General features: G+C 43.2%; 15 protein-coding genes. 3 read left to right on the top strand and 12 right to left on the bottom strand.

Going from position 1 to position 22,287, the window contains the following annotated elements:
• Positions 1–662 precede the first annotated feature (662 nt).
• Positions 663–3,875: a S41 family peptidase gene (locus tag AC1RRY_RS17495; RefSeq protein WP_492822234.1), complete on the bottom strand. Its 3,213-nt coding sequence runs from the start codon at positions 3,873–3,875 to the stop codon at positions 663–665.
• Positions 3,876–4,193: 318 nt separating this feature from the next.
• Here AC1RRY_RS17495 and AC1RRY_RS17490 point away from each other — a divergent pair, with 318 nt between their 5' ends.
• Positions 4,194–4,970 carry a DoxX family protein gene (locus AC1RRY_RS17490; RefSeq protein ID WP_492822236.1) on the top strand — a complete coding sequence of 259 codons (777 nt, stop codon included), beginning with the start codon at positions 4,194–4,196 and terminating at the stop codon, positions 4,968–4,970.
• A 139-nt stretch (positions 4,971–5,109) separates the two neighbouring features.
• Here the strand turns inward: AC1RRY_RS17490 and AC1RRY_RS17485 are convergent, their stop codons facing one another.
• The 5 genes from AC1RRY_RS17485 to AC1RRY_RS17465 form a co-directional block, all read right to left on the bottom strand.
• Positions 5,110–5,385, bottom strand: coding sequence for a hypothetical protein (locus AC1RRY_RS17485; RefSeq protein WP_492822238.1), 276 nt, complete (start codon positions 5,383–5,385; stop codon positions 5,110–5,112).
• A gap of 924 nt (positions 5,386–6,309) precedes the next feature.
• Positions 6,310–8,736, bottom strand: a complete 2,427-nt coding sequence (locus AC1RRY_RS17480; RefSeq protein ID WP_492822240.1) for a TonB-dependent receptor domain-containing protein — start codon at positions 8,734–8,736, stop codon at positions 6,310–6,312.
• Positions 8,737–9,178: 442 nt separating this feature from the next.
• Positions 9,179–10,321: a PKD domain-containing protein gene (locus tag AC1RRY_RS17475; RefSeq protein WP_492822242.1), complete on the bottom strand. Its 1,143-nt coding sequence runs from the start codon at positions 10,319–10,321 to the stop codon at positions 9,179–9,181.
• Positions 10,322–10,564: 243 nt separating this feature from the next.
• A complete protein-coding gene (locus AC1RRY_RS17470; RefSeq protein WP_492823126.1) occupies positions 10,565–11,332 on the bottom strand; it encodes a 3-keto-disaccharide hydrolase in 768 nt (255 codons plus the stop codon).
• Positions 11,333–11,421: 89 nt separating this feature from the next.
• Positions 11,422–12,024 carry a hypothetical protein gene (locus tag AC1RRY_RS17465; protein WP_492822244.1) on the bottom strand — a complete coding sequence of 201 codons (603 nt, stop codon included), beginning with the start codon at positions 12,022–12,024 and terminating at the stop codon, positions 11,422–11,424.
• Between the two features lie 349 nt (positions 12,025–12,373).
• Here AC1RRY_RS17465 and AC1RRY_RS17460 point away from each other — a divergent pair, with 349 nt between their 5' ends.
• Together AC1RRY_RS17460 and AC1RRY_RS17455 are read left to right on the top strand one after the other, a co-directional pair.
• A complete protein-coding gene (locus AC1RRY_RS17460; protein ID WP_492822246.1) occupies positions 12,374–12,811 on the top strand; it encodes a hypothetical protein in 438 nt (145 codons plus the stop codon).
• A gap of 11 nt (positions 12,812–12,822) precedes the next feature.
• Positions 12,823–15,234 (top strand): PAS domain-containing sensor histidine kinase, encoded by a 2,412-nt coding sequence (locus AC1RRY_RS17455; RefSeq protein ID WP_492822248.1) that lies wholly within the window; start codon positions 12,823–12,825, stop codon positions 15,232–15,234.
• A 100-nt stretch (positions 15,235–15,334) separates the two neighbouring features.
• Here AC1RRY_RS17455 and AC1RRY_RS17450 read toward each other — a convergent pair whose 3' ends face one another.
• The 6 genes from AC1RRY_RS17450 to AC1RRY_RS17425 all read right to left on the bottom strand — a co-directional run bounded on the left by AC1RRY_RS17450 (position 15,335) and on the right by AC1RRY_RS17425 (position 22,137).
• Complete coding sequence (locus AC1RRY_RS17450) at positions 15,335–15,631, bottom strand: putative quinol monooxygenase (RefSeq protein WP_492822250.1); 297 nt, start codon at positions 15,629–15,631, stop codon at positions 15,335–15,337.
• An 89-nt stretch (positions 15,632–15,720) separates the two neighbouring features.
• The gene (locus AC1RRY_RS17445; RefSeq protein WP_492822252.1) at positions 15,721–16,392 is read right to left on the bottom strand and encodes a type 1 glutamine amidotransferase domain-containing protein; all 672 of its coding nucleotides are present in this window, start codon (positions 16,390–16,392) and stop codon (positions 15,721–15,723) included.
• A 115-nt stretch (positions 16,393–16,507) separates the two neighbouring features.
• Positions 16,508–17,302: an SDR family NAD(P)-dependent oxidoreductase gene (locus AC1RRY_RS17440; protein WP_492822254.1), complete on the bottom strand. Its 795-nt coding sequence runs from the start codon at positions 17,300–17,302 to the stop codon at positions 16,508–16,510.
• A 112-nt stretch (positions 17,303–17,414) separates the two neighbouring features.
• Complete coding sequence (locus tag AC1RRY_RS17435) at positions 17,415–17,984, bottom strand: Crp/Fnr family transcriptional regulator (RefSeq protein ID WP_492822256.1); 570 nt, start codon at positions 17,982–17,984, stop codon at positions 17,415–17,417.
• A gap of 413 nt (positions 17,985–18,397) precedes the next feature.
• A complete protein-coding gene (locus AC1RRY_RS17430) occupies positions 18,398–19,036 on the bottom strand; it encodes a response regulator transcription factor (protein WP_492822258.1) in 639 nt (212 codons plus the stop codon).
• Complete coding sequence (locus AC1RRY_RS17425; RefSeq protein ID WP_492822260.1) at positions 19,033–22,137, bottom strand: ligand-binding sensor domain-containing protein; 3,105 nt, start codon at positions 22,135–22,137, stop codon at positions 19,033–19,035. Before AC1RRY_RS17425 ends, AC1RRY_RS17430 begins: the two co-directional genes overlap by 4 nt.
• Positions 22,138–22,287: the final 150 nt, after the last annotated feature.

Below are 22,287 nucleotides of genomic sequence, written 5' to 3'. Positions count from 1 at the left end.
CTCCAAGGGTCTTTTAGAACCTTAAAATGATGTTTGGAAATCAAAATCAAAAATCAATTCTACATATATCCTGATTCTCAGACATCCCAATTCTACGACCAGCCATATGCAATGTAGCTTTACTAAACACAAAATCCTTCACGTTCCGACTCATGGTGTTTTGATTGAGAATTCCTAATCTGGTAGAACCATACTGCGTGCGGCTCCAAGGGTCTTTTAGAACCTTAAAATGATGTTTGGAAATCAAAATCAAAAATCAATTCTACATATATCCTGATTCTCGGACATCCCAATTCTGCGATAAGCCACATGCAATGTGGCTCTACCAAACACAAAATCCTTCACGTTCCGACTCATGGTGTTTTGATTGAGAATTCCTAATCTGGTAGAGCCGTACTGCGTGCGGCTCCAAGGGCCTGCAAGAACCTTGAAATAATGTTTGATAATCAAAAATCAATTCTACATATATCCTGATTCTCGGACATCCCAATTCTGCGATAAGCATGCAATGTGGCTCTACTAAAACACGGAATCGTTTATGTCCCGGCTAGAGGATTATTCAACTATTCAGTATATCAGCTATTCTTTAAACATCCCGCTGGCAAAAAAAATAGAGCCAGGGCAATGCCCTGGCTCTACGCAGAATCGGATATTAAAAATAACTATTTCTTCCCATCAATCTGCTTCAGCAATTCATCAACCGCTGCTTTCAGTTGGTCATCGGTACCTTTGGCTAGCCAGTCCGGCTGGTTTTCAACAATAATGTCCGGTATGGCAGGCCCTAGTTCCTGATTTTTGTCAGTAGCTTTCGTAAACCACCCACGACCCGGCAGACGCACAAACGAGCCATCCATCAGACTCTTTCCACCTGTTGAAATCACCGAGCCATTGGTTGGCACACCTACCAACTTACCGATACCCAATGATTTATAAGCATGAGAGAAAATCTCGGCATTAGAATAACTACCCTCATTACAAAGCGCAATTGACGGCTTGGTCCAGGCGGCATACACCAGTCGTTCTCCTATCGGATAATAATCCTTAAACTTCAGCTTGTCTTTTTCTAAATTTTCACTGGCACCTCTCGGTATGGTGTAGGCGTGTTGTTTATAGTTCAGTATCGTCATCAGGTAGTCGGTAGTTGAGCCACCACCATTGTAGCGTACATCTATCACCAGCCCGTCTTTTCCAAAACCTGCTGCGGTAAATTCTCTTTCTACCACCTCAAAACTCGGAAAGTCCATACCTTTAATATGAATATACCCCAGGCGACCTTTAGAATATTTCTCTACCAGTTTTCTACGGTTTTCTACCCATTCCTCATACAGGTTATTAAGAATACTGGCCGTCAGGCGAACCACCACTTCTCTGCTATTGCCGTCTGCACCGCGCACATTCAGCAATATTTTTTCGTTCACAAGGCCGTTCAGCAGGTCATAAAAGTTATCGTTATCACTCACGGACCGTCCGTTCACAGCCGTAATTACATCACCTGCATTCAGCTTGCTTTTCTCTTTGTCGGCAGGAGTACCCGGCACCACGTGCGACACCCTCACACCACCACTCACAGGTACCAGTTCAGTACCCAATAGTCCGGTAGCTTCTTTTTGGGTATCGATACGGTCGGTTACGGTCATCCCCATGTGGCTCGAGTTGAGCTCGCCCAGCAAGAGGTTGAACATATCTCTGAAATCGTTGCCCGTGCTGGCGCTGATACTGCGTTCCTTGTATTTGTCATGCAGTTTCACCCAGTCGTTACCATGAAACTGAGGGTCATAGAAACCGTCGCGGATGGTGCGCCAGGCCTCTTCAAATACCTGCGTGCGCTCGGCGTTGTAATCGATTTTCATTTTGGCCTGATAGGGCAGCGCATCAGTTGCACCGGTTTTTATATCTATTCTGCTCAAGGCTCCACCCATACGTGCAAAATACAGGTATTTTCCTTCGCGGTCCATCGTTACACCCGACGGACTGGTGCCGCCTTTGGTAATCTCTTTCAGGTCTTTGCCATCCCATTTAATACTATACAGGTCTCTGCCGCGCGCGGTGTTCGAGTTCGTGGTGTAATAAAACGTTTCACCGTCTTTAGAAATCACCAGGCCACCTTCATCACCGGGAAAACTCGTTACACGCACAATGCGCTCATGAATTTTATCGAAATCAATTTTTATCGGCTTTGGCGCTTTTTTGTCATTAGGTTTGGCGGGTGCCGGTGTTTCAGGTTTATCCTGCTCCTGCCAGTCCTGCGATTCACGCTCCCAGTCTTCTTTTTTCAACCATACAAACCAAATGTCGTCGCTGCGTCCTGCACTGCGACCCGAAATAAATCCGAGTTTAGAACCATCGGCGCTCCAGAACGGACTGTAGTCTGAACGGGGATGCATGGTTACATTCACAGGTTTGGTTGAGTTATCTGCTGCCTGAATGAATATTTCCTCATTAAAGTATAAATCACTGATAGAGTAAGCCAGCCATTTGCTGTCGGGGCTCCAGGCAATGCCACTCGGGCTATCCCAGCTATCGCTCAGTATCTTTTCGTTGCTCAGCTTACCGTCTGCGCTGATATCCGCCACCACAAATGTACCCCGGCCACGCACGTAGGCAATCTTCTTGTTATCAGGCGATACCGTCAGATTCTTTTCATCGCCCGCAGTTTTGGTAATCTGCACGGCACTGTGTTTCATTGATTTAAACAGATTGCGTTGTGTGGTATCAATAGAACGCACCATGTAGATATCAAAATTGCCGTTGGCTCTGTCGCTCGTAAACAACAAGGTAGAGTCGTTCAACCATGTAGGTTCGATGTCTCTGTAGGCATGCTCCGATACATTGATACTCCTCGTTCTTTCTTTATCTGCCTCTTTCAGAAATATCTCTCCTCTTACCGAAAAAGCAAGCAATTTACCATTGGGCGACACCGCAAAACTGGTAGCACCGCTGGTGAAAGTCTTTTGCTCGGTAGCATCCAGACGATCATCGGCACTGATTACCACATTCAGTTTTTGTGCTGAGCCTCTGTCGGTTTTCAAGGTATACAGGTTCATATCTTTTTCAAAAACGATAGAACCGCCATCAGCCGAAACACTGAATGCCCGGATGGACTCATCCTTATAGTTGGTCAGTTTTTCTGGTTTGCCTGTCGCTTTGCCGTTGGTGTCCAGTTTCAGACGATAAATATTATATGTGCCCGACTCACTGCTCAGAAAATACAGGGTACTGCTGTTGCCCCATTGCGGGAAAACATCGTTGGTTTCAAAACCGGGTAACTGATGATACGTTTTGTTTTTGGTATCATAAATCCAGATATCACGATCCGAGCTTCCCTTGTAGGCCTGACGAGCTACCGGGTTAATATCACCACGCACAAAAGCCAGAAAACGACCATCCGGCGACAACACAGGATCGAAACCTACAGCATCCAGCACCCTTGATTCGGTACCTCCTTTCGGGCTGATGCTATACACCTCGGCCGGGCGTTCAATCTGTCTGAACTCCCTGCTGGTCGAAAACAGAATTTTATCGGGCTGGGTCCAGCTTGAAATGTTATCGGCACCTGAGTGGAACGTCAGGCGTTTAGGCATGCTGCCCTCGGCCGACATCACGAAAATATCGTTGTTACCGAAGCGTGCACCCGAAAAGGCAATCTGCTTGCCATCGGGACTAAAAACGGGGTTCGATTCATACGCATCATGAATCGTGAGACGAGTGGCTTTACCACCCGAGGCGGGTACTGTCCAGATATCGCCCTGAAACGAAAAGGCCACCTGTGAGCCATCCTTATTAATGGCCGGCTGACGAAGCAGCAGGCTATTTTGCGCCTGCAGGCATAAAACAGTAAAAAAGGTAATTGTTGAGGTTAAAAGAGTTTTTCTCATGGGCAATAGTTTGCTGATTAATAGTCAGTCAAATTTAATATAAAATGACATTAAGTACCTAAAAATCAGATGATTTCGGTATAAGTGGAGATAAAAGTGGGGAGATGTGGGCAAGAACTCTTACAAGTAACAAAATTATCAATCTTCAAAATCAATTACATATACTATTTGTCCATCAAACTCTGAGCATTGCTAATAGATAGTTACAAACCCTCTCGTGATTATTATTCTTTAGTTTTTGCATGATTTTGAACAGCTTTTGACTGCGTGGTCAGTAATTTCCAAAGGTTATTTGTGCAACATAACCTAATTAATAAAATGTCATATCTATCAATTACCGGAAGGATTTTTTACGGAGCCGGCATTGCCGGTATCGGAATCATGCATTTCTTTTTTAATGGATTCAGGCCATTGTTAGCACCTATTCCTGCTGAAGACACTGAAAGTATACAAGTACTAATTTATGCTATTGGCGTTTATATTATCGCCTCGGGGCTATTGATTATAGCAGGTAAGAGCATCAAAGTCGTAGCAGACTTACTGGGGTTTGTATTTTTTTTGTTTTTTCTACTAGGGCATTTACCAAATCGACTCCGATTCAATCCTGAAATCCTAGGGGCATGGACAGACGCCATCAAGATATTGGCCATCTCAGGTGGTGCATTTATTTTGGCAAATAATGACAATAGTACCAATAACCGCTTGTTTTTACCATTGCATATAGCAGCAAGATCTGGAGTTTACCTTTTTGCTTTCATGCTTGTTGCTTTCGGAATCGACCATTTCCTGTATTCATCATTCGTAAACACACTGGTGCCTGCCTGGATACCTATGCCCGGTTTCTGGACCTACTTTACAGGAGTGGCGCTCATAGTCTCCGGATTCGCCATTGGCTTCAAGTTTCGGGTTCATCTGGTAGCCCGGTTGCTGGCGCTTATGCTATTTCTATGGCTGCTTTTACTTCATATTCCCTATGCCTTTCAACGCCCTCTTAATGGCGGTAATGATATTATCAGTTCCTTTGTATGCCTTGCTTTTTGTGGCATTGCCTTGCTTATAGCCACGCAATCAGAAGATACCGGAATTAAATCTTGAAAAGAATCAGTTCGATGTATACGATGTCTAAGCAGAGTCTCCTGTGTGCGTTTTTGCCTAAACTAAGCAAGGGGCCTCTGCTTCGGCGACAGCCATTCTCCGAACCATAACAAAGTATAATTGGATTAAGAGTACACAGCTATGCTTTACTTAATTCATTTTCATAATTAAGCAGTCCTATTTTTATTTCACCCAACTGAATTTCATCCAATTCATGCCCATAATATTCCTTAATAAGTTCATATTTTAGCTCTGTATCAGAGACATCATTTCCCAAACGCTTTTTTATCCTTTTAATAGCTAATTGGCGGACAAATGACATCATTCCGTCAAAAATTTCAAATCTTTCACGGACACTCTTCGCCTTAATAATCTCAAATTGCTTAGCTGCTATGAATTCCGGTGTATCTGTCATAATTATATTATCTAACGAAAAATAAAACGAGTATTTAAGTATAATTAAGTCCCGTCAGCGTCGGTATATTAGTAGAAAGTAAAGATAAACAAAGAATCTGAGTCCCATCGGGATGGCATACTTAAATATATCGTCCCTACAGGACTCTCGTTTTGCGCTGTTTAAATCTCTACAGATATACCATCACTACGTGATTCAATAACAGATATAGTGGGTTGATGATTTGCAGTCCTGCCAGGGACGATATATCAGTAGAAAGCAAAAATTCGAATGAACTGAGTCCCATCAGGACGGTATATTCAAAATAAGTCTCTCTGAGATTCAATTGAACATTCATTTTTCCCCCAGTTCGGCTGATTCTATAATCAGTCGCTGTGTCAGCCGTTCTCCGAACGGCATTAGTACTTCTACACTTATTATTACAACTATTTAAAGACAGCAAAAACTAAAGCAGAAAAGTATTTTGTTTATTTTTACTTCACTATCTATCAGCCTTCTCAAATAACCGCCATAACAATTACTATGATAAACAATGTAAGAATCGCCGCCGTCTTTAGTTGCATCGTACTGTTCATCGTCTGTGTTTTCGATAATACTACTAACGCGCAGAGCCCCCGTTCGGCTGAATATCTATTCAGTCGGAGTATCAGCCGTTCTCCGAACGGCATTAGTACCTCTGCACTATTATTACAACTATTTAAAGATGGCAAAAGCTAATGCAGAAGCGTATTCCGTTTATTTTTATTTCCCAGTTCGGCTGATTATTCCTCCGCAATGGCCTTGTTAACCAGTGTGTTAGCCTTTCTTAGAAAGGCCAAAAATACTGCGTCATTTGTATTTCTTATACTGCCCCATAAACCAAAAGCCGGAAACAACATTACATATTGTTTCCGGCTTCTGAATTTTCTTTGGCTTAATGCTTTATCAACCCCCTTTAATACGATTCAGTTCATCTTCTGAACCGGTACGACGATTTCTCGCAGCCTTTATTTCATTGCTACCGAAACGGTAAGTGAAGTTGACTCTCAACTGCTGCGACTCCCATTTGAAACGAAGATTAGTGGCCACCCCTGCGTATTCAGAGTGATACCCTCCCCTACCCGTATGCAGCACATCGGTGAAGCTCACTTTCAGAGTGGCGTTGTCTTTCATGAATTTCTTCTGCACACCTGCATCCATGGTTCCCATGCCACTGTTGTAATCAATCCGGCGGTATGGTGAATTATACCAGCCCGATAGTTCTATTGTCCAGTTATTTTTCAATTTAAATGTGCTCTGTGCATTGGCATTGGCGGCAATGGTGCTGTTATTAATCTTCAGGCCATTGTCAAGGTCGCCTCTCCACAAGTTGTTGTATCCGCTCACATTCACATAGATATTCCACCATTTGGTAATATCTGTCGCCAGGCTCATATCCAGACTGAATCCCTGGGTGTAATCCAGGTTTTGAGCGATAAAGTAGGTTCGGCTCGCATCATAAGGCATCCGGAGCCCTACCACCGGGAAGCGCGTACGCCAGTAACCCAATGAAGTAGTCAGTTTGCCTTTGTAAATGTGTGTCAGCTTAAAGTTATTGGCATACTCCGGGCGCAGGAACGGATTCCCTTTCGAATACACCAGCTCATCAACCCTGTATTCAAACGGATTCAGGTTCTGATAACTCGGCCGATTGATACGGCGGCTGTAGTTCAGGTTCAGGTTATGATGCTCCGATACCTTGTAAGAAATCGCCCCACTCGGGAACAAGTTCAGATATGTGGTATCTACCTTGTTCAGGTCATTTTGTTTATAGCTGGTCAGTTCTCCCAACGACTTGGTGCGCTCGGCACGCAGACCCAGTTGTAAATCCCATTTTTTATTCAGCGATACATTATAGTTGGCATACGCTGCATATACACGTTCGGTATACACAAAGTTATTGCTCCTCTCAATGTCTCGTATTTCCACATCGTTCAGCACGTTGAAGAAATCAAAGGTGTTGTCTGATTTCACGTCCGACAGCTTAATCCCATAGCCCAGCTTCCCTTTCTTAAGCGGTTGCTCGTAGTCAACCTTAAACGATTTAATGGTGATATCAGTAGGTGTCTTGCTCACAAAATTACGACTGAACGACGGCCGGTCAGAATTCGGAAACTCGTAGGTATTCGGCTGATAGCTTACCCCGCGTGAGGTAAAAATACCGTAGTCAGCATCTATATTCAACTCGCGTCCGGTAGTGTCGGCATAGCGGTAGTTCAGATTCAGGTTCAGGTTTTTGTTTTTCTCCGGATTCGATGTCCGCGAATTCAAAATCGCTGAATCAGGAACCGCACTGTACCGGTTACCAATCAGGGTCTGGCTTTCGCCGCCTCCGTTGTGGTCGCTTGCTCTGCCGTTGGCGTTAAATCCGATTGTATTTTTTGAATTGATAAAATAGTCCATTCCCACTTTTGCATTGTGAGAAGTATCACGCCAGATACCCCGCCAGGTTTTGTTATAGGCAACCCCATTCAGTATCTGGTCGTCGAGCGTGCGGTTGTGCCACGCACCCTGATTGTAGCTGTAATTACCGAATACATTTACTTTCTTGTCGCGGTGGTTCAGATTCACCGAGCCATTGAATTTAGGCGTAATACCAAACATACTACCCAGACTCACATTGCCGTTGGTACCAATTTTTTTGTTCTTTTTCAAGCGGATGTTGATGATACCCAGGTCTCCTGCGGCATCATACTTGGCTGATGGGTTTGTAATCACCTCAATGGCTTCGATATCAGACGAGTTCATGCTTTTCAGGGTAGATGCCAGATCCCGACCACTCATGGGCGAAGGGCGGCCATCAATAAAGATTCTCACCCCGGCCTTACCTTTCACTAATACGTTTTCGTCTTTGTCAACCTGTACTCCCGGCGATTTTTGCAGCAACTCGAGCGCGTTCTGCCCTGTAGCATTAATACTACCTTCCACATTGAATACAATTTTATCGTTTTGTACCTCAATCAAAGGTTTGGTAGCTACCACCTTTACCTCGCTCAATTGTTTGGTATCTGCCGACAGCGTAAAAGGCTTAAATTCAATATCCTGGTCGATCAGCTCAAATACCGGAGAACTGAACGGACTAAAACCCACGGCGCTTACTTTAACAAAGTATCTGCCTTTTGCCAGATTACCGATTTTAAAACCTCCGTTCTCATCGGCAATATCAGCCTTTGCCAGAGAAGAATCCTTGGCCATGTGAACCGAGATAGTAGCAAACGAAACCACTTCATTCTGTGGATTCTTTACCTGGCCTTTCACCGAAAAAGTTGTATTCTGGGCATGCAGAAGATGCACTACGCCCGTAAGGAGCAATACGAGTAACAGATTTTTCATAATTTTTAAAAATAGCTTTTCAGTAATTTTGTAAATGCCAAAGACACATTGGCTTAATAAACAACATCCGGTTATGCGGTGTGGCTGCAAAGATAAATAATAAAAAAGCAATTTAGAATCACCCAATTTGCGTTTAACATTTTTTTACAATGCTTAACACTTTTTTAACTACGAATAATTTCGTAGCAAATATATTTACCCTTTTCACAATCTCCAAATTAATTACGAAATATTTCGTAGAAGGCACTTTAACATGATAAATGGCTGATGCCCTCTGCCTGAAAACTTCTGTATACAGAAAAGGTTACGGAGAAATCCGGTTATTTTTTTGCCCGCATAAGCAGCTTATCCGAAAGACGATTGAAGAGGTAATACATTACTCCGTAGGGAAGAAACTTTATACCGGTGCCTTCGGCTATGCTCAGGCACCGGAAGTGCTATATCAGATCATTTTATAAACCAGATACCTGATTTTAAGGGTACCGTCTATTTTTCCTAATCCCTGAAAATCGGCTCTTAGTCTGAACGTAACCCAGAATGATTGCTTGTATAAGCCATCAAACAATTCGGGTTGTTCAATTTCCTTCACATCCATAATTTCAACCAACGAATTCGGTACCTCATTAAATAGTTTTACTACTGCGCCATCCTTAGTCTCATATTTCACGGCCACATTCCATTGGTCATGTGTCTGAACACCCACTTTTTTGGTACCCGGCGTTAGATACTCTCTGAATTTGTCAAATCGTTCTGTGATACTAAACTCAGGGTTACCTGAACCTTTCACAAAAAACATTCCCACCAAACCAATATCTATTTTCTTATCTGCGCCATTTAAAACAATAGAATTGGTAATCTTGGTCGACACAAGGTCTGCTTCCGAAAGTACAGTTTTACAATTTTTGTCATTTTCATTGAAATCATACTTTTCGCCCAAAATTGTGCCCTTAAAATAGGCAATGTCTTTCGGAATCGCATTAGTAACTTTTATCGTCTTATGAATCGTTGTAGCCTGCCCGAATTTATCTGTAACCGTTAAAAAAACTGAGTAGTTATCGTTTCTTTCAAAAATAAACTCAGGATTCGCCATACGGCTTCTGTTCTGTGTTTTTGTATCACCCCAATAATATGAGGCAACCGTACCCGGCGATTGATTTTTAAACCTGACTTTACCGTTATCTAACACTTCATATGCAAAATCGGCTACCGGCTCGGGTTCTTTGTTTGAGATTTTCACCTCTGTGTCTACCGAATTGGCTGTTACTGCATTAATAGCCTTAAAAGTGATCTTATAGGTGCCATTAGTAGCATACTTATGCATAAAAGTAAAAACCAGCTTAGCCGAATTCAGCTCCGGATCAAACATTGAGCTTTCAATTTTACCATCGCCCCAGTCTACACTCACTTCAGTTACATGCTTGTACGGAAAAGCCTTTAACGCAATTGATACACTGGCATTTTCGCCATACGCAGTACTTTTGAGCGCCTCAAAAAACGCAGTATTTTCAGGTGAAGGCTCTGTCTGTTTTTTGCATGCAAATGCAATCAAAGACAACGACAGAATAAAAAGTAATTTTTTCATCATAAAAGTAAGTAGTTATAATTCGATACTAAAAATAATGAAAATTGTAAAAAAATAAAAAATTGCACTTTGTTTTTCTTCTTAGCGCTACTTAAGTAACTCCTTTTCCATAAGCACTTTACTCATTTTTCATGCCTCAAGCCCGAAACCAAAACAACCACTCCATCAAACGACAGAATGGTTGCTTCATTTATCTTTACTCTAAGCCAAATCACTAATTCGCTCAATCACTAACTCACTCAATTCTCAAAAATCCGTATTGGCTTCTTTTATGTCAATGCGTTTGATCCAGATGTTGCGGTAAAGCACTTCATGCCCTTCAGCTTGTAGTTTCAGTCCTCCGGGGGTGTCAGTAATCCCTTTGCCACCATCATTACCTCCGTCAATTCCTGAATTAGGCCCACCCCAAACCTGACTGATTTTCTGGTTCACATGCACTTTTTTACCGTTGAAGTACATCGTTACCATCGGTTGCTCTACCAGCTTACCGTCTTTAAAACGGGCAGCTCTGAACACAATATCATACGCATTCCACTTACCGACACCGTTATAGGCATAATAGGGCGACTTCGACTCATTAATCACAGCCGCTAAACCATGTGAGGTTGAGTCACCATCCAGCACCTGAATCTCGTAACGGTTTTGCAGATATACGCCACTATTACCACCGGGCTTGCTGATATAAAATTCCACATGCGCTCTGAAATCACGGAAAGTATCCTTGGTTACAATATCGGCTGCGCCATATTTACCACCGGCACCGGCGGGGTCGTTGGTGTTTACTGCCGTGCCTTTGCCGGCGGGGTCGTCAACTATAAACCATTTAATGGGCAATGTGGCCGCCAGACGCGGGCCTTCCCAGTAAGTCCACTTTTCATCAAGCATTTTGCGGGTGCCATCAAAATAAACCACCGCACCTTTAGGGGCTTTGGTGCCAACACCTGTTTGTGCATTTGCCGTAGTGGCAGCAATAGACAACAAAACAAAAGAACAAACGATACCTTTGTTAATCATACGTTTCATAGAGAGCTGATTTATTATCATTAGGTTGAATACTCCATTTAAATGCCTCAGAAATAACCAGCTCTCTACACACAATCCGTTTACAATCGCTTGATTTCTGATATGTTGATACCGTGGAAACAATCGTCTGCACAGTTATCCGGCACGTAGCCGGCACTCGAAATCATACCGTTATTCTCTGCCTCAAAATATATCGCAGCGCCACTTCTTCTGATAAGCCACTCGGTTCGGGCTATTTCATAAATCTGGTCGAGCGTTCTCACTTCTGCTGCTGAGGTATTCGTAATCTTTCCCAGATTCGCACCCGTTTCTGTCCATCCCAGTGCATCCTCAATCTTTTTACCGAAGTTTTTCTCAAAATCTGCCGCAGATAATTTCATACTGGCCAATATTTTTGCGATGCTCTCTTCGTCCCATCCTCCGTCCGGGCGTCTTACATCATGAAAAGCAGTATACCTGAAACGCCGTTCAGTAACCTGCCCTTTAGTAATCACCAGGTCTGTACTCCAAGACGACCCGATCCATGAACCTTCTGTAACGGTATACTGATATGAGTTGCCGGAAGATTTCTTAAAGTCCTGCCACGCGTCATAGCTTCTGTCGAAATCACGGCCATGCTTTATGTTCAGGTTTTCGCATGCAAATACCGTCAAAAGTAAGATTATACTCAGAATTCTTTTCATTTATTTTAAGTTTTTTTTCTTATTGACTTAGGTAGCCCTCAAATGGTTGTAAGGTTTCAAAAAAATATACGGTCTTTAAATATTATCGCTCACAATACCCTCATTTTAACGATACCGGACCTCAACAGAAAAGTTTTATTGCTTTGCATATATGCCATTTTCTGTCATTTATTTAGTGTCAGTTTTCATTCCGGTTGGTGAAAATTCAAAATAAAGTATAGGTCTTTTAACGAAAATGTTTAATTTTAGTGTATCTTTCCAAATATTCAGGCCTGTTTATGTTGTAACTTTTGTGCCGGAGACAGGATTGATAACGATAGCTAACCCGACTAATAAACTTGAAAACTACATGACTGAACAATATTATCGTATTGCTCTAACCGAAAACGATGAAGGCCTGGAGTTTTTCTTCAAAAAGGAAACCCCCTATTCAATAACACCACTTACGACCGATATTACCCTAAGCGAAACAGAACAGGTATACCGGTTTTCTGATATCCCACCCGCCGACGGTTTCTTCAACATGAGTGAGTTTTTCGAAAAAGCACAGGCAGGTATTGCTGACATGAACCCGGGTGTTGTTTATCTGAACACAGACACAGCAGATCAGAACAAGTGCGTAAACATGGCCAGTGTCAATTCTCCCTTTCAGACCGGAAGCGGGCTGTGTGTTTCGGAGCCTGACACATATCTGAAAATGAGAATTCCGCTGAAGCAGGTTTTTACGCTGCATTACTCAGAATATGAATTGAAAATATATAATCAGGAACTTGTTTTAAAGTATTAAACTTCTGAAGCATGTCTCTAACGAAAGACAAGTCGGCCGAGAACCGTTCTGAAAACCCGGCCTTTAAGCCTGACGCACTGAATTTTATATATTTACCAGCCTATGCTCAATATCTTCTCGACCACAAACTGGAAGATTTCACACAGGCGCTACTTACTATCTCGCGGGAGATAGAAGTACCCCTATTGAGATTCTTCGACAATATGCCGGAAGAAGAACTCATAAAACTGTCGATACAGGGAACGAGCGAATTCCTGAATTACTTTGCTACCAATAAGGTTTCTGAATTTATTGAGTTCTCGCTTAAAAGGTGGACTGAAAACCAGCTGCCGCTGATTCAGAATGATGAAATTGTGGCCCGCGATATATCGACCGTTAATTTTGCCCGTCGAAAAGCCCTCCGGCAATTTCTGTCAGCTTACACTACCGACTTCAACCTGTATGCTGATATTTTAAATGAAGTAGACCTGTTTATATTAACAGTTGAGGACCGGTCGTACAAAACACTGTTCAACCTCAAGCAGCAGCACATAAACGAGCATCTGTACTTTATTGACAAAATCAACAATACGCTGCCGGGTGTTATTTATATATACGACCTGCCAGAACAGAAAGAAATTTATTCAACCAGTAACAATCAGGATATACCGGGTTATGACTCCGGCAAAATTGCCGATATAGATGGGTCAATGTTTACTTCTCAGCTGCACCCAGATGATATCGATAAAAGATTAGACCATCTTCAGAGTTTTGCAAACGCACGCGACGGCGAAATACGGAACATTGAATACCGGATAAAACATAAAAACGGACGTTTCCGTTGGATACGCGCCTACGAAACATTGTTCAAAAGAACAAACGACGGCACTCCCTGGCAGATCATCGGTTTATCTTTAGATGTGCATGATGAAAAGGAATCGACACAGAAACTGCAATTGCGTGAACAACAACTGAGCGAAGCCTACGAAATAGCGGGTCTGGGAAGTTTTGAGTGGGATTTGCAGGGAGGCGAATCGCTTATATCTGACCAGATGATGAAACTATTTGATCTGGAAGAAAGACTTGATTATTTATCATTCCTGAAATATGTACACCCGGCCGACCAGATAAAACTGACAAGCGCCATCAACGAAGCTATAACCGGCGAGGGCAGGTATGAATGTGAATACAGGTATCAGAAAAGTGAAGAGAAAATCATATGGTCGTGCGGGGTGGTTAGTTTCCGCAACGGGAAACCGCTTAAAATGCGGGGCACTGTGATGGATGTAACCGAGAGGCACCTGATGATGCAAAAACTGGAAGAAACCATAGAGTTGCACAAGCAGGCGCAGGCACTGACACACATCGGCAACTGGACCTGGGACATACCCAACAATAAAATTGAATGGAGCGACGAAATGTACAGAATCTACGGGATTGAGCCGCAGTCTGAAGAAATACATTTCGAAAGATTCATCGGCCTGGTGCACCCCGACCACCGCGAACGAAGGCTTGATGAAATCCAGAGGGCTTTGGCTACTCATACAGCCGACGACTACGTTTTACACATCCGGTGGGACGACGGCACTATCAGGATTCTGCAAGGCAAGGGCGAGGTGATAGTAGATGAATTCGGGAATCCCATTAAACTGGCTGGTACCTGCCAGGATGTAACCGAGCAGTTCCATATCAATCAGGAACTGGAGCAAAAGAACATTGAACTGCAACGCCGTAATGAGGAGCTCACGGCATTCAACTACATTGCCAGTCATGATCTGCAGGAGCCCCTGCGTAAAATAAAGCTGTTCAGCAACCGCATTTACGAGAAAGATTTCAACGTTTTACCGCCCACTTCCAAAGAGTTTCTGCCGCGCATTATTTCTTCAGCCGATCAGATGCAAAAGCTTTTCAACGATTTGCTGGCGTTTTCGCGCGCTACGCTTGCTTACAATATCTTTGAAAAAACCAGCCTGAATTATATACTGGACGAGGTGAAGAATTCGCTCAAAGAGAGCATAGAAGAAAAACAGGTCCGTATTGCTTATACAACACTGCCCGAGCTGAACGTGATTCCGTACCAGTTCCGTCAGTTGCTGGAAAACATCATCGGCAATGCCATTAAATACAGCAAGCCCAATGTACCTGTGGAAGTAAAAATTGAATCGCAGACAGTAGCCGGCAAATCCTATTTGAAATTTGGTGCTACCGATGGACAAAAATATCACAAACTAAGTATCAGCGACAACGGCATAGGTTTTGATCAACAATATGCCGACAAGATATTTGAGCTTTTCCAACGCCTGCACAATAAAAACGAGTACTCGGGTACAGGTATAGGTCTAGCCATCTGCAAGAAGATCATTCAGAACCACCAGGGGTTCATGGCCGCCGTCGGAGAACCCGGCAAAGGCGCCACTTTCCATGTTTTTACGCCGGTGGGTTGAAGTCGAAAACATTAGCAGATAAAATAATATAAATAAAGTAGACAGAGCAATGCTCTGTCTCTACCATCAGGAATTCTCTAACCGCACCTACCTACATATCCTAAACCGGAGTCGTCAGAATCACCTCTCTGCTTTCCAGTAGAGGTACAATTTTACCTATAACTATCTCCTGAAAATGCGCCGTGTTACGGTGTTTGGCAACGGCCTCTTCGCCGGTGTATCCTTCAAACAATACAATGATATGCGCATCTGTATTACTCTGATGAACCTGATAAAAGAGATTACCAGTCTCTTCCCTACTTTTTACGGCAACATCTTCAAGCAGATTGAGCACAGTTTCTAACTGGCCTTCTTTTACCTGCCATTTGGCAAATACATGTATGGGTTTTTGGCTCATCTTCTTAATTTTTTTAGATATTATTGATTTTCTGTCAATGTAATCACTGGCCTCTTATGCATATATGCAGAGGCCAGTGATTATTACTATTAAGCTTCTAATATGGCAATCATTTTTTCGGCTACACCCTTGGCCGAAGCCGGGTTCTGGCCAGTTACTATATTACCATCGGCAATACTGTTAGCAGACCACGCAGCAGCTGCATGAAATATAGCTCCCTGATTGGTAAGCGCGGTTTGCAAAAGGAAAGGCACATCTGCGGCAGCATAATTTTCTTCCTCTTCATTGGTGAACGATGCTACGTTTTTACCATTAACGAGGTAAGACCCGTCGCTGAGTTTTACATTCAATAAAGATACCGGACCATGACAAACGGCACCTACCACGCCATTGCGTTCGTATGTTTCAGCAATCACTTTCTTCAAAAGAACATCTTCGGGCATATCTACCATTGGAGCCAGTCCACCCGGTGTAAAAACAGCATCATAAGTGCTTACATCTACGTCTGAAAGTTTGGCCGCTTTTTGCATAGCTGCCCAGCCTCTGCCTGTCAGAAAAGTCAGGTTGTCAGGGTCGTCTGCCAGATGAAGCGCATCCAGATATGGGGTGTCACCGGTTAAACTGGCAAAATCAATTTCATAACCGGCTCTGTCGAATTCAGCATAAGGGTGAGCTACTTCGGGTAAAAATGTACCGGTTCTTCTGTGGTTCGGGCCAATGGCATTGGCGTTTGAAACGATGATTAAAATTCTCTTTTCCATTTTCGTAATTATTTAATAGTAAATGATTTATATTGATTTGATAGAACAAAATTAGTATTGATTACACGATTGGCGAAGGAGCCAAATCACTAAAAAAGTGTGATGCAAATCACAATCAGTGCAGTCCTTTCAGAATACCTCCGTCAGCTTTTATGGCTGCGCCATTGGTTGCAGCAGACCATTCGCTTGACACGAACAGAACCGTAGCGGCCACTTCATCAGGCGTGATGAATCGCTGTAATAAACTATAAGGTCTGGTTTCTGTGAAAAATTGGCGTTCCACCTCTTGGGTTGTAAGGTTTTGCTGTGAGGCAAGGTCTCCGATGAATCTTTCCACGCCTTCAGAGAAGGTCGGCCCCGGTAATATGGAATTAACCGTAACACCTGTGCCTTTGGTCAATTGAGCCAAACCATTGGCAATAGAGAGCTGGGCAGTTTTCGACATGCCGTAGTGAATCATTTCTGTGGGAATCTGAATGGCTGATTCGCTGGAGATAAAAATTACCCGGCCCCAATTTTTCTCAAGCATTTTGGGCATGAAATGGCGGGTCAGGCGAATGCCACTCATCACGTTGACATCAAACATTTTCCACCAGTCGGCATCCTCAGATTCAAAAAAGTTGACTGGTTCAAAAATGCCGAGGTTGTTTATAAGGATATCCACCTCCGGCAGCTCCTGACTCACTTTTTCAAAACCTTCCGCAGTAGCGAGGTCAGCCACAATGCCATGCAACTGCGCCGAGGGGAATTCGGCTTGTATTCTGTTTACGGCAGTTTCAACTTTAGTCGCATCCCGACCGTTCAGGTGTACAACGGCACCTTCTTTGGCAAATCCTTTGGCGATGGCAAAACCGATACCTGCAGTTGAGCCTGATATGAAAACCTGTTTGTTTTTAAGTAGTAAGTCCATGATTGCTGTGTTTTAATTTCTGTTACAAAATTAGAACACAGATGCCCCTCAGGCGAAGGACACAAATCACTATAAACGTGTGATTCAAATCACACGATGGCAGAAGCAGTTCTTATTTTCCGGTAGAATACAAGCGACTGAGTGTCTCACGGCTTACACCCAGATACTCGGCTATAAATTTTTTAGGTATCCGTTGCAACATATCCGGATACAATCTTGAAAACTCTTCGTAACGCTGCTGCGGAGTACTCGAAAGCAGCAGCATGATGCGTTGCTGCAAGGCCACAAAACCATTGGTGAGCTTTACTCTGAAAAAATGCTCCATTTTATGCAAATCAGTTGCCAGCTTCTCTCTTGCATGAAGGTCCATGTAAATCACCTCTCCGTCTTCCATGCATTCAATAAACATTTTGGCCTGCTTTTGTTTGAAATAGGCAGTGTAGTCAGACATCCACCAGTTTTCCTGTGCAAACTGTATGATATGCTCTTTTCCATCACCGTCCACATAAAATACCTTGTATATCCCTTTCAGCACCAGATACTCATATTTTACCGCATCTCCTTCATGCACCAGATACTGATTTTTCCGCACTCGTCTATGCGAGAAAAACGCTTTGATGTAATCAAACTCTTCGTCTGTTAAAGGAGAAATCTCTTCAATGTGTTTACGTAGTCTTTCCATGAATAGCGCAGGTATCTTAATGAATGCATTGCAAGTTTATGAATTAATAGCAAGCAATCAAAGGCTTGGAAAATCAGGAGTAATTTTTAGTCACAATGTACACTAAATGCACAATGGTTCACAATAAGAGTTTCACAGTGAATTAATACCGAGCACCAAAAGAAAAAAATAACAACTAAAATTAAGATACCTTAAAACATCATTTCTTGTCTGAGTACAATTAAAGATTATGCTAAAGACATGAAGACAAGCAGAAGAACATCGAATCTTTAATTGTACGAGTTTAAATGATGCCTGCTTTTTTGGTTACTTTTTTTCAGGAAAAAAAAGTAACAACAGAAGACCAAAAAACTGAAGTAAATCTATTTCAAGAAGATTAGCTACTAAGTAATAAAAAGTATGAAATCATTAAACTAAATCAACCGTTCCTTCATAGCCTTTTCAATAGCTTCAGCTTTCGAATGAACTTCCAGTTTCCAGTAGATATTCTTGATATGCGTGCGCACGGTCTCTTTATCAATAAACAACTCCTCGGCAATATTGCTGTAGCTTTTACCACGCGAAAGTAATTCGAGCACCTCTGTTTCTCTCGATGAAAGCGGAGAATTGTGGTTCTTCTGAAACGAAGCCACCACCAACCGGGCAATGTTGGTACTCATAGGCGCTCCACCATTCATTATCTCCCGTATGGCCTCCACCAATCGCTGCGACGGCATGTTTTTGGTCAGGTACCCTCCTGCCCCGGCACATAGCGCCTTAAACACCAGGTCATCGTTTTCATAGACCGTCACCACGATAATCTGCGCATGCGGATACAGCTTCTTGGTGCGCTCAATGCCTTCAATTCCATTCATACCCGGCAGCTCAATATCCATCAATACCACATTGGGCTTGTCGTTCTGCACATTTTTCAGAAAATCCTCACAGTTATTATAGGCGCTCACCACCTTAAATCCCTGATTTTCGTTTAAAAGCACTACAAATCCTTCCCGAATAATATTATCATCTTCCACCAGGCAGATTCTGATAAGGTTTGTGTTCTGGTAGCTCATTTTCTTATTTTGTTGATGATCAACTGCACAGTTGTTCCTTGGTTGTTTTCTGATACAATCTCTACTTCGGCGCCAATTTTCTCGGCCCTGCTTCTGATATTCCCGAGGCCGTTGCCATTGGTATTCTTGTTGGCTTGTATGCCTATGCCGTTATCCTGCCAGCAGATGCTGATCTGGTTGCTGTCTTCCATAAAACTCAGCTTCACCTCTGTGGCATTGGCATGCTTCAGCGTATTCATAATAGCCTCCTTAAAGAGCATCACCAGATGCCTGCTGGCACCCATCGGTAGTTTTATGGCTTCAAAATCTTCCGATATCCCTTCGCACACAAAGCGTATGTCGCGCTTGTCGAGAATCTCATCACAGAAATCCTTGATTCTGATGGCAATCTCAAACAGATTGTCATGCTCAGGGTTTATGGCCCATATAAAATCTTTGGTTCCCTGATACAAACGCCCGGCGTTATCGCCAATCTTGGCAAGCAATAGCAGGGCTTCATCCTGTTCTGCCTTTTTAAGTTTATTTTTGATTAGCTCTGTGAGCAGCGAAATACGTGTCAATGAATTACCGAACTCATCGTGCATATCCTGTGCGGCTATTTTTCTTACGCGCTCATTTTCTTCCAGTTTCACCCGCTCAATTTCCAGAACGCGGTTTATCCTGATACGATAGAAAGTCATGACCAGAGAACCCAAAACTACTACCGAAAGCAGATAAAACCACCACATTTGCCAGAATGGCGGCGCAATCGAAATCGCTATGCTTAGTATATCCTTTTCGTTCCAGAACCCTTGGCTGTTGGCGCTCTTTACTTTCAGCACATAGTTGCCCGCTTTCAGGTTCGTGAAGTTGATATAACGGCGTGTGCCGTAGTCAATCCAGTCTTTATCAAAGTTCTCCAGCTTATAGGCAATCCGGTTCTTTTCAGGGTTCGTGAAGTCGAGCGAAGCAAAGCGGAAGGCAAAGAAATTCTCATCGTAATCCAGCTTTATATTCCCGTCTTTCATCAGCAGGCTGTCGAGGTTCTGTTCTTTTTCAAACTTCATGAACGAGGTAATCACAGTTTTGGGCAGGTGCCTGTTACTGGTCATCTGCAACGGATTAAAACTGACCAGCACCCCCAGCCCGCCAAAGAAAATCTCGCCCGATTTAGTCTGAAAATAAGCGCCGGAATTAAACTCCCGGTTCGACAGTCCATCGTCCGACGAATAATTCTGAAAGGTTTTAGCCACTGGGTCATAGCATGAAATCCCGTTGTTGGTGCTCATCCACACACGTCCTTTGCCATCGGCCAAAGTGGTATATACAAAACTATTGGGCAGCCCGTCTTTCTCGGTATAATGCACAAAACGCTCTTTGCCGTTTTCTATCACCAGTTTACTCAAACCTTTCGGGCTCCCCACCCATAGCTGATTATTCCTATCGTATAATACCGACAATATCATGTCATTAATCAGGCCTTTGGGTTGGTTCGGGTCACTCTGGTATGTCTTGAAGGTCTCGCTTTTGAGGTTAAACTTTATCAGCCCGTTATAGGTACCAATCCACAGGTTCCCTTTATTATCGGGTTCCAGTGCTGCTACAGACAGAAACAGCCCGTCGGGTGTTTTATCATACTGCTTCAGATTTTTTCCGTTGATGTGCAGCAGATAGCCGCTCGTGCCTATCCAGACCGAACGGTCTTTGTCTTCCATCATTTTCATCACCGCGGGCTCATGCCCCTTCACTTTCGGAATCGGAAAATGGTCAAACTTATCTGTTCTGCGGTTATATCTGAACATGCCCTCGTTGCTCCCCAGCCATAGATTCTTATCCGAATCTTCCAGAATCGCCTGATGGGTATTCATCCGGGTATTAGTCCGGCTTATCGTATACTTCTTATACAGACTGGTATGTGAGTTTATTCTGAACAAGCCATCATAAGTACCCACCCAGATATCGCCATAGCTGTCTTTACATATGCCGAAAACCGAGGTAGACGCAATCGAATTTTCTCTGGCCAGAATCTTATCCCATTGCTTAAAGCTGTTTTTTGAATGACTGAACAAATGCACGCCTGCCTCACGGGTGCCTATCCAGACAATGTCTTCATTTGCCTCTTTGCCTTCATAGATAGAAAAAATGGTGCTGCTCTTCAATCCTTTTTTGCTCAGGCCATCTTCGGCAATGTGTTCAATCAGTGCCAGATTGTTGCCTTTTAAATCGTATCTGAACACTCCCTGGGCAATGGTTCCTACCCAGACGGTGCCGTAACGGTCGAGCATAATGGCCGATATAAACACATCGGGTTCTACCAACTGGTCGGTAAACTCATACAGTTCTGAGGTCTGAATATTCAGTCTGAACAGTTTTTCCTGGGCGGCTATCCACAAATTATTCTGCTTGTCGCAAAATATCCGCTGAATCGGGAAATTCAGTTTTCTGTAAAAATCCTGCGGGGCATTGTTGGCATGCAAAAACTCTACCTGCTGGTGTTCGGGTAGCTTATCAGGATTTTTGATGTGAATTTTGTTCAGCCCGATACGGGTGGTGAGCCATATTCCTCCCTGTTTGTCTTTGATCACATAACCGGCACCATGGCCACCCAGACTTTTATGATTGGTAGAATCATGCTTGTATTGAATCGCCTTATAGGTTTTCCCTTTCGGAATCAGTCGCCAGACACCGTCGTAGGTACTCACCCAAAGCGTTTTCTGCTGGTCTTCCACTATGCCGGTTACTATATACGAGTAATCGGGTTTGTCTTTGCCAAACAAATCGGTGTATCGCTCAAAATCTTTCGAAATCTTATTAAAACAGTTAAGCCCGTGTTTGGTACCTACCCAGAGTTTCTGTTGTGAGTCTTCGTAGAGGAAAGTTACATCGTCATTCGAGAGCGTATTTTTTTCAAACGGATTGTTGTAAAAATGCTTCATCTGGGCGCCATCATAGCGATTAAGCCCGTTTTGCGTGCCAAACCACATATAGCCCTCTTTATCCTGCAGAATGGTACGCACCTCGCTCTGGCTCAGCCCTTCTTTCAGGCCGATCTGGTCAAGCGTTGGCGTAGCCCAAAGCCGAAAACTGAGTAAAAAGAAAAAAACAGATAGTCTTACTAACATACGCCCGAATTGAACCGCTAATGTACGAATATAATGAATTCTGTCATGTCACCCAATTTGGGGGTATTTCAGCAGCCGTTTTTCTGTGCAGAGAACCTATGCGGAACGACGTATTAAAAGCGGACGTTTGCTGTCCATTTTCGGACAAAA

It is taken from the genome of Emticicia sp. GW821-FHT11C11, assembly GCF_058808615.1.
This window is presented reverse-complemented; position numbering and strand designations above follow the sequence as displayed.

Excerpts from the sequence above, each read along its gene's own strand:
- AC1RRY_RS17495 (WP_492822234.1), bottom strand. The coding sequence starts at position 3,875 with ATGAGAAAAACTCTTTTAACCTCAACAATTACCTTTTTTACTGTTTTA.
- AC1RRY_RS17490 (WP_492822236.1), top strand. The coding sequence starts at position 4,194 with ATGTCATATCTATCAATTACCGGAAGGATTTTTTACGGAGCCGGCATT.
- AC1RRY_RS17485 (WP_492822238.1), bottom strand. The coding sequence starts at position 5,385 with ATGACAGATACACCGGAATTCATAGCAGCTAAGCAATTTGAGATTATT.
- AC1RRY_RS17480 (WP_492822240.1), bottom strand. The coding sequence starts at position 8,736 with ATGAAAAATCTGTTACTCGTATTGCTCCTTACGGGCGTAGTGCATCTT.
- AC1RRY_RS17475 (WP_492822242.1), bottom strand. The coding sequence starts at position 10,321 with ATGATGAAAAAATTACTTTTTATTCTGTCGTTGTCTTTGATTGCATTT.
- AC1RRY_RS17470 (WP_492823126.1), bottom strand. The coding sequence starts at position 11,332 with ATGATTAACAAAGGTATCGTTTGTTCTTTTGTTTTGTTGTCTATTGCT.
- AC1RRY_RS17465 (WP_492822244.1), bottom strand. The coding sequence starts at position 12,024 with ATGAAAAGAATTCTGAGTATAATCTTACTTTTGACGGTATTTGCATGC.
- AC1RRY_RS17460 (WP_492822246.1), top strand. The coding sequence starts at position 12,374 with ATGACTGAACAATATTATCGTATTGCTCTAACCGAAAACGATGAAGGC.
- AC1RRY_RS17455 (WP_492822248.1), top strand. The coding sequence starts at position 12,823 with ATGTCTCTAACGAAAGACAAGTCGGCCGAGAACCGTTCTGAAAACCCG.
- AC1RRY_RS17450 (WP_492822250.1), bottom strand. The coding sequence starts at position 15,631 with ATGAGCCAAAAACCCATACATGTATTTGCCAAATGGCAGGTAAAAGAA.
- AC1RRY_RS17445 (WP_492822252.1), bottom strand. The coding sequence starts at position 16,392 with ATGGAAAAGAGAATTTTAATCATCGTTTCAAACGCCAATGCCATTGGC.
- AC1RRY_RS17440 (WP_492822254.1), bottom strand. The coding sequence starts at position 17,302 with ATGGACTTACTACTTAAAAACAAACAGGTTTTCATATCAGGCTCAACT.
- AC1RRY_RS17435 (WP_492822256.1), bottom strand. The coding sequence starts at position 17,984 with ATGGAAAGACTACGTAAACACATTGAAGAGATTTCTCCTTTAACAGAC.
- AC1RRY_RS17430 (WP_492822258.1), bottom strand. The coding sequence starts at position 19,036 with ATGAGCTACCAGAACACAAACCTTATCAGAATCTGCCTGGTGGAAGAT.
- AC1RRY_RS17425 (WP_492822260.1), bottom strand. The coding sequence starts at position 22,137 with ATGTTAGTAAGACTATCTGTTTTTTTCTTTTTACTCAGTTTTCGGCTT.